General features: G+C 36.9%; 11 protein-coding genes. 10 read left to right on the plus strand and 1 reads right to left on the minus strand.

Features of this window, described 5'->3' with window-relative positions:
• Positions 1-5 precede the first annotated feature (5 nt).
• Positions 6-1,172 carry a M20 family metallopeptidase gene (locus DES48_RS05260; protein WP_113867446.1) on the minus strand — a complete coding sequence of 389 codons (1,167 nt, stop codon included), beginning with the start codon at positions 1,170-1,172 and terminating at the stop codon, positions 6-8.
• A 491-nt stretch (positions 1,173-1,663) separates the two neighbouring features.
• Between DES48_RS05260 and DES48_RS05265 the strand changes: the two genes are divergently transcribed.
• From DES48_RS05265 to DES48_RS05305, 10 genes are all read left to right on the plus strand, one after another.
• The gene (locus DES48_RS05265; RefSeq protein ID WP_113867447.1) at positions 1,664-3,517 is read left to right on the plus strand and encodes a BglG family transcription antiterminator; all 1,854 of its coding nucleotides are present in this window, start codon (positions 1,664-1,666) and stop codon (positions 3,515-3,517) included.
• Positions 3,518-3,535: 18 nt separating this feature from the next.
• Positions 3,536-4,432, plus strand: a complete 897-nt coding sequence (locus tag DES48_RS05270; protein ID WP_113867449.1) for a ketose-bisphosphate aldolase — start codon at positions 3,536-3,538, stop codon at positions 4,430-4,432.
• Positions 4,433-4,459: 27 nt separating this feature from the next.
• On the plus strand, positions 4,460-4,933 hold the full coding sequence (locus DES48_RS05275; RefSeq protein ID WP_245911301.1) for a PTS sugar transporter subunit IIA: 474 nt from the start codon (positions 4,460-4,462) through the stop codon (positions 4,931-4,933).
• 61 nt (positions 4,934-4,994) lie between these two features.
• Positions 4,995-5,312, plus strand: a complete 318-nt coding sequence (locus tag DES48_RS05280) for a PTS fructose transporter subunit IIB (protein WP_113867451.1) — start codon at positions 4,995-4,997, stop codon at positions 5,310-5,312.
• A 17-nt stretch (positions 5,313-5,329) separates the two neighbouring features.
• A complete protein-coding gene (locus tag DES48_RS05285; protein ID WP_245911315.1) occupies positions 5,330-6,424 on the plus strand; it encodes a PTS fructose transporter subunit IIC in 1,095 nt (364 codons plus the stop codon).
• 347 nt (positions 6,425-6,771) lie between these two features.
• Complete coding sequence (locus tag DES48_RS05290) at positions 6,772-8,328, plus strand: BCCT family transporter (protein WP_113867454.1); 1,557 nt, start codon at positions 6,772-6,774, stop codon at positions 8,326-8,328.
• A gap of 188 nt (positions 8,329-8,516) precedes the next feature.
• Positions 8,517-8,681: a hypothetical protein gene (locus tag DES48_RS15880; RefSeq protein ID WP_170126169.1), complete on the plus strand. Its 165-nt coding sequence runs from the start codon at positions 8,517-8,519 to the stop codon at positions 8,679-8,681.
• Positions 8,682-9,446: 765 nt separating this feature from the next.
• The gene (locus tag DES48_RS05295; RefSeq protein ID WP_170126170.1) at positions 9,447-10,823 is read left to right on the plus strand and encodes a PTS transporter subunit EIIC; all 1,377 of its coding nucleotides are present in this window, start codon (positions 9,447-9,449) and stop codon (positions 10,821-10,823) included.
• A gap of 726 nt (positions 10,824-11,549) precedes the next feature.
• A complete protein-coding gene (locus DES48_RS05300) occupies positions 11,550-12,542 on the plus strand; it encodes an ABC transporter ATP-binding protein (RefSeq protein ID WP_170126171.1) in 993 nt (330 codons plus the stop codon).
• A gap of 16 nt (positions 12,543-12,558) precedes the next feature.
• Positions 12,559-13,524: an ABC transporter ATP-binding protein gene (locus tag DES48_RS05305; protein WP_113867458.1), complete on the plus strand. Its 966-nt coding sequence runs from the start codon at positions 12,559-12,561 to the stop codon at positions 13,522-13,524.
• The last annotated feature ends 14 nt before the right edge of the window (positions 13,525-13,538 follow it).

Raw genomic sequence — 13,538 nt, forward strand, 5'->3', positions numbered from 1 at the left:
ATTTTTTATTTATAGTTTAAAACAGCTTTGCCCAATACTTTACTGGCATGCAACATGCAGCGTTCATCAATATCAAATTTCGGATGATGATGTGGATAGGTTTCTTCCCAATCGGGATGTTGTGCACCTGTGAAGAAAAATGTTCCTTTCACATGCTCTAAATAGTAGGCAAAATCTTCTCCGCCCATTTGTGGTTCAATTTCATAAACGTCATCCACGCCTGGAATAGTTTTCGCCAGTTCTGCTACATAATTGGTTTCTTTTTCGGTATTGTGAACAGCTGGATAACCTCGAACAAAGTTAAAATCATAGTCCGCATCACTCGCTAAACAAGTTCCCTCTACAATGCGTTTCATTTCTTGCTCTACCTTGGTACGAACGGATTCTTTAAACGTGCGGACGGTTCCATCAATTTGGACCGTGTCTGCGATCACGTTAAATGCATTTTGAGCGACAAAGTTACCGACGGATACGACAGCTGATGCAAGTGGGTCCACTCGTCTACTTACAATTTGCTGTAAATTAGTAACCACTTGCGATCCAATAACAACGGCATCTTTGGTAAGATGAGGTTGTGCACCATGGCCTCCTTTTCCTTTTACAGTCAGGTGGAAGCGGTCAGCGGCTGCCATGACTGGACCACTGCGATAACCAACACTCCCTACTGGGCCTGTTGCCCAAACATGGGTACCAAAGATGACGTCTACCCCATTGAGACATCCATCTTCAATCATGGCAATCGCGCCACCAGGTTGATACTCTTCAGCATGTTGGTGGATAAAAACAACCGTACCACTGAGCTCATCTTGTAGTTGGTTGAGCGCTTTTGCTAAAATTAATAATGTCGCGGTATGGGCATCATGACCACAAGCATGCATGACCCCATCATTTTTAGATTTAAAAGGTACATCGGTTTGTTCTTGGATTGGTAGGGCATCAAAGTCGGCACGTAACGCAATTGTTGGACCAGGTTTCGCGCCTGTTAGTTTGGCAACCACACCTCTACCTCCTACACCTGTGCGTACGTCATGTCCCAATTGTTTATGATAATTGGCAATATATTTTGGTGTTTCCACTTCTTCAAACGATAATTCCGGATATTGATGAAGATATCTCCGAATTTCTACTGCTTCCTCGTATAGTTGATCTAATATTTCAAATAAGTTTTGCATCCCTTCGCCTTCTTTCTCTAAATTGCTAATTTTCTAATAATTATAATGGTATTAATAATAATGGAAACGAATCGTTTTCGTCAATGTCATTTTGCATAAAAATTCATTTTTGTTTTTTATGCAAAAGGTTTTGGGTTTATATATTGTTAATATAAGGAAACATTTACAATAATTTATGACCATATATTTGTATATTGCCAGTGTAGATGAAATAGTTTAAGTCGTGGCATTGCTCACTTAACCTATACATAAGCGTAGGGAATGGTAAAAAGATAAAAAGTGAAGGTCTGATAACTTACGAGTTATACTCATTTGTGGATGTAAGTTATTTAATAGATATCTAACGAAAATTGTGCTTGCAATATGATACGATGGCTTTATATATTAATAACGAAATATTTATGTGAGCGCTTTCCTTATTGGAAAGGAAAACACTTATTATAGCATAGGAGTAGGAAGTAAACCTATAATGAACTTAGGAGGCGAGGTTAATGAAAGACAGACATGCCAAGTTACTCCAATTAATACGATTCACTAATGAAAGGGGAGAGCATATAAGCGGAAAGATACTCAGCGAACAATTAGGTGTAAGTACGCGTACAGTTCGAAACGATATTAGTTATTTAAATAATCACTATTTGGTTGATGCGCACATTTATTCAAACAATCGATTGGGTTATCGTATTGAAGGAAAAATGCAAGATTTTAATTCAACTGTCTATTTTGAATTTAATCAACGAGCATTTTTTATTATTCAGTTACTGATTAAAAGCCAAGAATGGAAAGTCAACCAAGATATTGCTGATCAATTATTTGTTTCTGCACAGACAATTAGTTCTGATTTAATTAAGATTTCAGAGTCTATTGGCAGACAACAGCTTTCCTTATCATTGAAAACAGAAGCTTTTTGTGGCATTCGTTTTAACGGCAATGAAATTGACAAACGACAGCTATTGGCTAGTTTTGTTAAAAAAGAATTCAGTACAAGAGAAGAATTAGTGCATGAATTGAGTTATTTATTTAGTAGCTATTTTACTCGGGAAGAAATTGAAAGCGTTATCTATAATTTCGACACCGTGATAGCAGAGTTTGAAGTGAGGATGGAAACTGAGAAGTGGTCCTCTTTATTAGTGAGTCTACTTATTCAAAAGCAAAGAATACCTAACTTTTCCATTCCATCAAATGAAATACAAGTTCGTTCGATTAATAAAACGAGTAAAGAATTTGTATTTGCTTCTAAATTAATCCAAAAAATATCGAGTCCAAATGAAGCTGAAATATTACCTGAAATTGAATTTTTGGCCTTACAATTAATTGGGTTGAATGTTTTTCAAACGCTTTATGCTAGTAATTTACCAATGGCTCAAGATATGGGTTTTGAAGTTAAAGAGTCTTTATTCACATTAGGAAAAAGATATGGCTATGACTTCTTGAATGATCAGAAGCTGGTAGATGGATTGGAGAATCATTTAAAAAGAGTGATTTGTCCACTAAAGCATCACATCTATACAACAAATAAGTATTTGACTTATATTAAGTCGGAATACATCCAGGCTTATCAGATGGCAATTGTTTTTTCAAAATTAATTAGTCAAAAATTTGCCGTTCCAATGGTAGAAAATGAAGTCGGCTATATCGCATTGCATATTGAAGCTTCTTTGGAAAGATTGAATGATTTATCGACCAAGGTTGCCTTAGTAAGTGAATATCAGGATATTACAGTAACTTTACGCAAACAAAAGATTGAGAAAAACTTTCCTAATATTCAAATAATGGGTACCTATGCCAAAACTGAAATTCATGAAATTCCCGAAAATGTATCTCTAGTGGTTTCTACATTTCCATTAGAAATGAAGTTTCGACATACAATGACGGTGAATACGTTCTTAAATGCAGACGACTTGATGCGTATTAAACAAAATATCACATTTGGTATTATTCAAAATAGGGTCGATGAACATCAATTTATCTATTTAAATGAATCGTCAAAAGAATCTTTTCTTGAACAAATGGTAGAGCATTTCAATCTACAGCAGTATCACAAAAGTATTCTGGATCGTGAATCGCTTTCCTCAACAGATATTGGAAACGATATTGCGTTACCGCATCCTTTGTTTTCATCAGAGGAAGAACAGTCCTCTATTTATATAGGAATTAATCATGCTAAGCTGAATTGGGGAGAACGAACGGTCCGATTGGTCTTTCTACTTATTCTTAGTGAGAAAGATGAACTTAGATATGAATATATCTATCGCGAAATATATCAACTAATGCGAAATGAATTTAAAATTCAACAGTTAATGCGCACAGATAGTTATGACCAGTTTATAGATATTTTAAATTAAACAAATGGAGGAATGAACATGTTATTAACAATGAATCAAATGTTGTCGGTGGCACATAAAAATAAATTTGCGGTGGGTTCTTACAATGTATCTAATAATGAGTTATTACGAGCGATTATTGAGACGGCTGAAGAAAAAAAATCACCTGCCATCATTCAAATCCACCCAAATGAGCTAGATTTGGTAGGAGATGCCTTTGTCGCTTATGCTCGAGAAGCTGCGAAAAAGGCAAGTGTACCAGTAGTAATTCACCAAGATCATTGCGGAACGATAGAAGGTACATTACGAGCAATTCGAAACGGATATACTTCCGTTATGATTGACGGCTCTCATTTGTCTTTTGAAGAGAATATCGAGTTGACTAAAGAAGCGGTTAAAATTGCTCATTCAGTTGGCGTTTCAGTTGAAGCAGAGTTAGGAACTATAGGGGAGAATATCGGTAGCTCTGAAGGAGGAGCAGCAGAGATATTATACACCGATCCTGAACAAGCGAAAGAGTTCGTTGAAAGAACGAATTGTGATACGTTAGCTGTTGCAATTGGGACTTCGCATGGTTTTTATCCAAAAACGTTAAAACCTGAAATTCAGTTAGATCGTTTAGAAGCGATCAATCGTCAAGTGAGTATTCCGCTGGTGCTACATGGTGGATCGGATAATCCTGATGAAGATATTCGAAATTCAACCAAATACGGGATTTCCAAGATCAATCTATCGAGTGATATGAAAAGGGGATTCTTTAATCAATTACGTGAAACATTAGCTAAAAATCCAGATGATTTTGAACCCGATGTATTATTTCCAAAAGCCAATGAAGCAGCAAAAGAAGTTTTACGATATAAGATGGATCTCTTCGGATCAACTAACAAAGCTTCACTTTATAAATTAGGAGAACTCGGTTCAGCTCTAACAAAATAAGTGGATTGAAAGAGAGGAGGCTAAAAGATGGAAACAGAAGTGATTGATTTATCCGAATTAATGACGGAAGAAACAATCGATTTAGAAATGGATGCGACAACAAAAGAAGAAGTCATTTCACAGCTAGTTGATTTACTAGTACAAAAAGGTATGGTTGAATCTAAAGCGCAATTTATCCAAGATGTTTATGAACGTGAACAAGGAGGGGCTACAGGAATCGGTAATGGCATAGCGATACCACATGGGAAGTCTGATAGTGTGCGTCAAACTGCCATAGCTATTGGCAGAACCAAAACGGCAGTAGCGTGGGAAACATTAGATGATGAGCCAATTAGTACATTTATCCTTTTTGCAGTAAGTGATAAAGACAAGAATAATCTGCATTTGAAATTACTAGCTAAGATTGCTGGCTCACTTGCAAATGATTATGTTTGCGATACGGTAAAACATGCAAATAGTCCAAAAAAGGTAATCGAAACGTTACAGGAAGGTAGTCAGTAACTAGGGTCTTGGTAGCTGATAACTAGCATGATAATCGTTTGACAGAAAAGGAGGAAGAAAAATGAAAATTATTGGAGTCGCAGCTTGTACTGCTGGAGTAGCTCATACGTATCTAGCTAAAGAAAAGCTGTTGAATGCTGCAAAAGAAGCTGGACATCAAGTGAAAATAGAAACACAAGGAACGATTGGAACGGAAGATGAATTAACAAATCAGGAAATAATAGAAGCGGATGCAGTGATTATCGCAGCAGATATCAGCATTTCAGGTCGCGATCGTTTTAAAGAAAAGAAAGTTATTCAAATCCCGACGCATATTGCAATGAAGTCACCTAAAGCACTTATGAAAAAAATTGAAGATGAATTGAATGCTACAACTTAATTGAGGAAGGAGCATTAATCATGAAACAGATAGGCATCATTGTAAAAAAACACTTACTAACAGGAATATCGTACATGATTCCTCTGATCGTAGCGGCAGGTATTTGTATAGCACTTGGACAAATATTTGGTGGCGTAGATGTTGCAGAAGCTGAAGGGACGATTCCGTACTATCTAAATCAGATCGGTGGATGGGGAATGCAATTAGTTGTTCCTTTAATTGCGGGCTCTATTGCGTTATCAATCGCAGATCGACCGGGTTTAGCACCTGGACTTGTGATAGGGTATATAGCAAATGAAATTGAAAGCGGTTTTATAGGTGGGATTATTGGTGGCTTTCTTGTTGGTTATACAGTAATTTTAATCAAAAAATATGTAAAAGTACCAAACAGTATGGCTGGGCTCATGCCCGTCATGATTATCCCTGTTCTTGCCACGGTTATCAGTGGTTTGTTGATGATAACTATTATTGGTCAACCTATCTCTGCATTGCAAAATCTTTTATTAAATATGCTAGAGTCAATGGAAGGTGGTTCTAGTTTTGCGATGGGATCTATCCTAGGAGCAATGGCTAGTTTTGATTTTGGTGGTCCCGTCAATAAGACTATGTCACTTTTTGCTGATGGCTTACTAGTTGATGGTGTTTATGGTCCGCAAGCAGTTAAGTTTATTGGTTCAATGGTACCTCCGTTTGGTATAGGACTTTCTTTCTTGATTACGAGATATAAATATACGAAGATAGAGCGAGAAGCTTTGAAAGCGGCGGTTCCAATGGGAATATGTATGATTACGGAAGGTGTTATCCCGATAGCTGCTAGAGATATCATACGAGTGGTAACAGCTTGTTCCCTTGGATCAGCTGTCGGTGGTGGACTTTCGATGACTCTGGGTGTTGGTAGTACTGTGCCTCATGGTGGTTTACTAGTTGTTCCTTTGATGATTAATCCGTTTTATTTCCTAATGTGTCTAGGAATCGGTACGGTTATAACAGCTACTATTCTATCGGTATGGAAACCAGCAGCTAAGGAAGATGAAAACGAAGCGATAAATGATGAAGAAACAGAGGAAGAAGAAACAGATTTATCCGGAATTGATTTTAAAACAGGGATGTAAATGATGCTGAATCACCTATTTGTATTACGAAAAACCAATCGGGAAATAGTATCTTGATTGGTTTTTTCATGGTGTAAGATAGAATTGATCGAATGAAAAGGTGTTTTCTTTCTCACTTGACCTATACATATACACTATCTTATAATAATCTCCTATACTTTTTGGAGAAGAAGAAGTATAAAAAATTTATAAGTATAGTTTAACTATGATAGTACACATTTATATATTTCAATCGTTTCATTTTGCTTTAGAATAGTGGACATTTTTTTGAATGCTTAATAAACGTTACAATTTCATAAAAATTTTATTATCTCAGGAACTTACTTATCTACATCAGGAGGACAACATTGGATAAAGATGACAGTAAGACGCCAAATCACACAACAGATCGGACGGTACTTTTTATAAGTGGAGGTTTATTAGTCCTATTTGTTGTATTGGCAATGATTGATTTAAGTATGGTAGAAGGTTGGATTAATCAATCCTTCCAGTTTTCAGCAACATTTTTTGGTTCGTATTGGGAATTATTATTATTAGCTAATTTTGTAATAGGTATGGTTTTAGCAATTTCAAAATATGGAAAGGTCCGTTTAGGAAAATTACGCAAACCGGAGCACGGATCTTATCGTTGGATTGCAATGATTCTTTGTACATTGCTTGCCAGCGGTGGTGTATTCTGGGCAGCTTCAGGCCCCTTAATGCATTTTATCTCCAACCCACCTCTTTTTGACGATAACTCCTCGGCCTTAGCGGGCGTGGATCCAGCGTTAGCACAGAGCTTCTTACATTGGGGATTCTTAGCTTGGTCGATTTTAGGTACATTAGCTACCATCGTGTTAATGTATGTGCACTATCATAAAGACTATCCAATGAAACCAAGAGGCATGCTCTATCCTCTTTTTGGAGAAAAAATATTTCATAAAAAAAGTATTATCGGCATTCTTGCTGATGTGATCTCCATTGTGGCAGTAGCTGCTGGTACGATGGGGCCAATTGGTTTTCTAGGTTTACAAGTAGGTTACGGTATGCATGTACTATTTGATATCCCAAACACACTAGTTACCAATATTATTGTGGTTAGTGTACTAGTCGTGATTGCTGCGATCTCAGTTGCTACTGGTATTGACCGCGGAATTCAATTCTTAAGTAAAGTGAACGTAGGATTGACGGTTGTTTTAGCAGGATGTGTCTTGATATTAGGTCCGACGATGTTTATTATCAATCATTTTATTTCAGCAGAAGGATTTCATTTGCAAAACATGTTAACAATGGCTTTATATCAAGGTAATCAAGCATGGTTAGGTGCTTGGACGGTATTCTTCTGGGGTTGGTTCTTAGGGTATGGACCAATGATGGCAATTTTTATTGCGAGAATATCACGAGGCCGGACGATCAGACAATTAGTAGTAGCTGTGTCCATTATCGCGCCATTGGTTACTAATTTTTGGTTCTCCGTTATTGGCGGGACAGGAATTAAGGCTGAACTAGATTCACCTGGATCTATTTCTGAACCATTAAATAGTGGTGGAAAACCAGCAGCGGTAATGGCAATTATGGATCAACTTCCATTAGGCTTTTATTTAGCCATTGGCTTCTTATTCATCTCGTTGATCTTTGTTGCGACAACAGTGGATTCTATATCGTATACCGTGGCAGTATCACTAACTGGTAGTGATGAACCTAACAGACTGATTCGCGTGTTCTGGGTTTTAATGTTTGGTTTGTTGTCGATTGTACTATTGGCGATTGGTGAAAACAGTGTCAGTGCAATTCAAAATGCAATTGTCGTGACCGCCGTACCAGTGTCGATCTTGATGCTCCCGACGCTTTGGGGGACAGTACAGGTTTCACGTAAACTTGCAGTGGAGCAACAGATTGATAGTAAAGTAAAAATTGATAAATAAATGATAGATTCCTCACTATTTAGGTAGTGGGGATTTTTAAAATTGCATTTCTTTAAAGAAATCGTGGATGGAAAGAGTGGAGATTTATGCAATAAAGGAGTATATAGAATAAATCTCGTGCGAAAAGAGGGGAGATTTGTGCGATAAAGGGCTATATAGAATAAATCTCGTGCGAAAAGAGGGCAGATTTGTGTGATAAAAGGGTATATGGAATAAATCTTGCTCGGAAAGAGGATAGATTTGTACTAGGAGTGTTACATCAGCAAGTCGTAACGAATTCCTTACGTTATGGAGTAGATCAAGCTGAAGTGACATGGATTCGAGAAGAAGTCTATCATTCTGTAGATACTTAGTAGTTGTATGAATTTTGATTACATCTTGAAAACGTTAATGGATGCACGATAGGAGTTAATTATTGTAGGTTGTGACAGTAGGAAGAAGCTATCTAAATAGAAATATATGAGGAAAAAATACTATTTACAATTAGTATATTTGATTGATGGTTTTTATATGGTGTTTTTTATATACTATGGAAGTTATAGATAACTTTATAGTTTTATAAGGAAGAATATCGAGAATGAAACAAGTGTGTTAATGGTCATTGAAGCGCAAAGTTGCATTTGCCTGACAGATAATGAGATTGTTTCATCGCTTTGTAGTTTGCCAATGCTCACTAGGGCAAAACTCTAGGGAAATGATGAAATGAAGGATAGGGCAGGTACCTGATGTTATCCAAATGATAGAATTGCATTATGGTATTGAGACTGCCGAGGGTTTTATCAAAGACAATTGATTTATAACGCATTTACATTATTGTGCTTATCGGATTTTACAAGGTGATCTGTTCTTGAGGAAGATTCACTTGATAATTAAATCTGGAAAGAAATACTCAGAAGCCTATCAGTTTGCATTGTAGTAAGGGATTAACAAATGAAGCTCTTTTTACTTTGCGATTTACATTTATCTTGTAATAAGTAGAGAAATGGAATTGTAATTTCACATGGCAAAACCTGAATGGATGCGTTCGAAGCGAGAAAAGTATATTTTTCGTTTGAAGGTCTCCGTTCAGGTTTTTTCGTTTGTTTAAGAACTGCTGAAATAAATAAGGAGTGAATAAAGTGAGTAATCGTGACTTAGCGAAAGATATTATAGACTTAGTTGGTGGGGAAGAGAATATTTATAACTTGTATTGTTGTGCAACCAAACTGCGATTTTCGTTGCATGATCATGAGAAAGCTGACAAAGAGACGTTAGAAAAAAAAGACGGCATATGTAGCGTAGTTGTTGATGATGGGCAGTTTTACATAGCTGTCGGTAATCATGTATCGGAAATATATGCAGAGATAAAAAAGATTGCTAATATTGATGGATCTAATTCTCCAGAACAAGGAGATGGCAAATCCAAAAGAAATATTGGATTATACATCTTTGAACGCATCTTTGAATTTATTGCAGGAAGCTTCACTCCACTCGTTCCAGTACTAGTAGGAGCCGGTATGTTAAAAGCACTTGTTATTGTTTTTGCTTCCTTACATATTTTAAATACGGAAGAAGCTGGTATGAATGATACATTCGCAATTCTTTCTGCAGCAGGTAATGCAGTATTTTATTTCTTACCAGTCATGTTGGGTGTGACGAGTGCACGAAAATTAGGTGCAAATGGTTATGTTGGTGGTGCCATTGGGGCTGCGTTATTAGAACCGAATTTTACAAATTTAGAAGATGGAAGTTCTTTTATCGGTATTCCGGTTGTAACCATGGATTATTCATCGACTGTATTTCCGATTTTCATCGCCATTGCTGTATTTGCATTACTAGAGCGATTTTTGAAAAAAATAATTCATAAAAACCTGCAATTATTCTTAATTCCTATGTTATCTTTAGCGATCATTGTACCTTTTACCGTGATTGTATTTGGAGCATTTGATGATTACTTTGGTAATGGAGTTGCATCGGGAATTAACTATTTAATGGAAGCAAATGATGTTTTAGCTGGTGCTGTCGTTGGTGGGTTGATGACATTCCTTGTTTTACTAGGATTGCATTGGTGGATCGTTCCTATTATGTTGGAAAACTTAGCAAATGGTGGGGATGCCATTGGTCCACTATGGGCAGCAGCAACTTTTGCGCAAATTGGTGTTGTATTTGGTGTATTTGTGAAAACAAAAAATAATGAACTAAAATCGTTAGCTGCTTCCACAGCAGTACCAGGATTGTTGGGTGTTATGGAGCCAATCTTATATGGTATTTTACTTCGTTATAAACGAACGATCCCCTACGTAGTTATTGCTGGTGCAATAGGTGGAGCTATTAACGGATTATTTGAGATTACGTCACTATCCTTCAACATCAATAGTAGTATACTTACCATTCCAATTAATACACCATGGCAATTCTATCTAATTGGAGTCTTAGCTTCGTTAATTATTGGCTTTGTACTTACGTATATTTTTGGTTTTCACGCAGAATCATCAAAAGCAGTACGTAAGCAATAAGATGCTGCAGTTACTAGGAAAACAGTGGCTGAAAATGAAAAACGTGAGTAATAGAGTTCATTATAAGTAGAGATCAAACCTTTGTTCAAAATCAGTTGCAAAGTATATGCTTCTATTGCAATGAGAAGTAGTAATGTTGCTATTTAACCATTAGTTGAAAAAGTTGCCCCTCGCTTAATGGTGGAATGGCTGCCATTCTCGTAACTGGGCATGGGGAAGGGATTATTTCTGAAAACGGTGCTGCAATCTTAGTTCATATTGATATCGTTTAATTAGAAGACGAGCATGATGACAAAATTGTTAAACAAAGCTGTGAAGTATCAAGAAGTGATCTCTTGATTGAATAAGATATAGAGGAAATCCAAAGAAGTAGGTCTTATGGTAACTAATTCTACCTTCTATTTGTAAATTGTAAAACTGATCAACCATCAGTTAAAGATGAATGATATCTGGATATTCGTTAGAAAGTGTAATTATAAAGCAAAGCTATCTGTTCTTGAAAAACAGGTAGTTTTTTTATGTTCTAAGATAGGCGTTTATTCTAATTCTTTTAAAATGAATTGAATAATCAACTATTCTTACTGCATAAATATTTAAAGAAGAAAAATTATGGTTAAGTTGTTATATGTCCTTCTATTTTTTTCAATAGCTGCATAATTATCAGATAAATCAGAAAAAAGTGGAGAACTATTAAATTTCTCTATTATTATAAAAAACAGAAGATGGATGGGAGGGGGCGATATCGTGAACAGTCATCTTTTACATGTAAAGGAATTACAAACGCAATTTATTACGGATGAAGGAACCGTTCCAGCGGTTGATGATGTAAGTTTTTATGTGAATCCTGGGGAAGTACTGGGCATTGTTGGTGAATCTGGTTGTGGAAAAAGCGTTACTTCTCTTTCTGTAATGGGATTAGTTCCTTCTCCACCAGGCAAAATCACAGGTGGCGAAATATTGTTTGATGGGAAAGATTTAACGGAGGCGTCAGAAAAGCAAATGCAGAAGATTCGGGGAAATGAAATTGCGATGATTTTTCAAGAACCAATGACATCCTTAAATCCGGTCATAAAAATTGGCGATCAATTAATCGAAGGGGTTCGAATACATACTGACAAATCAAGAAAACAAGCAAAAGAGCAAGCGATGGACATGCTTCAAAAAGTAGGTTTATCTCGGGTTGACGAACTCATGAGCCAGTATCCTCATCAATTATCTGGTGGAATGCGGCAACGTGTGATGATTGCGATGGCATTTATCTGCGAACCGAAAGTGCTCATTGCAGATGAACCGACTACCGCATTGGATGTCACCATTCAAAAACAAATCTTGAATTTGATGAAACAATTAAATAGCGAAATGCACACGGCTATTATATTGATCACGCATGATTTAGGTGTGGTTGCAGAGATGTGTGATCGTGTGGTTGTGATGTATGCAGGAAAAATAGTCGAAGAAGCAACCGTGAAAGAAATATTCAATGATCCAAAGCATCCTTATACCAAAGGGTTAATTCAATCGGTACCAGATTTAAGACAACGAAAAGACAAGTTATATTCCATTCCAGGCAATGTACCAAAACCAGGCCAAATTAAATCAGGTTGTGTATTTGCACCGAGATGTGCCTATGCATTTGAAACCTGTGGACAAGAAATGCCCAAGCTTTGCTCCACTGAAGGCTCCCAACAGGTGAGGTGCTGGCTCTACCACGAAAAGTAAGGAGGGGAAGCAATAGATGACAGAAACTATATTAGAAGTAACAAATTTAAAAAAATATTTTAACCATAAGCATGTTGTGAAAGCAGTTGATGGCGTATCTTTTACGTTGAAAAAAGGAGAGACCCTTGGCATTGTCGGGGAATCAGGGTGCGGAAAGTCAACAACCGGTCGCATGTTGATGCGCTTAATTGACGCAACGGAAGGATCGATTGTTTTTCAAGGGAAAAATCTGGTTGATCTTTCGATTAAGCAGATGCGTGCGATGCGAAAAGATGTACAAATGATTTTTCAAGACCCGTATGCTTCATTAAATCCAAGACACACGATTGAGCGGATCATTGAAGAACCAATGATTGTACATAAAATGGGCAATAAAATTGAGAGAAAAGAACGGGTTCGAGAGTTATTAGAAATCGTTGGCTTGAGTAGTGACTACGCCAAAAGGTACCCCCATCAATTCAGTGGGGGACAGCGGCAACGAATTGGGATTGCGCGAGCATTAGCAGTAAGGCCAAAGTTAATTATTGCCGACGAACCCGTATCCGCACTTGATGTGTCTGTTCAAGCACAAGTACTGAATTTACTAGATGATTTACAAAAAAAGTTTGAGTTAACCTATCTATTTATTGCCCATGACTTAAGCGTGGTTCGTCATATTAGTAATCGTGTGGCGGTTATGTATCTCGGGCGAATTGTGGAATTAGCCAATCGTGATGATTTATATGATCATCCGAAGCATCCATATACCAAAGCATTATTATCTTCGGTTCCAATACCTGCTCCTGACTTTGAGAAAGAAGAAACGGAATTAAAAGGAGATATTCCTAGTCCGTCTAATCCACCTACTGGTTGTCCTTTTCATACCAGATGTCCACTAGTCATGGAAAAATGCAAAACAAAAGTACCACAAGCTAGGCAAAACTCGAACGGCCATTACGTTGTATGTCATCTCTACAACGATAAAGAAGATATGGCAATTTAATTAATGGAGGGGGA

The organism is Paraliobacillus ryukyuensis, assembly GCF_003315295.1.
Taxonomy (GTDB): domain Bacteria; phylum Bacillota; class Bacilli; order Bacillales; family Amphibacillaceae; genus Paraliobacillus; species Paraliobacillus ryukyuensis.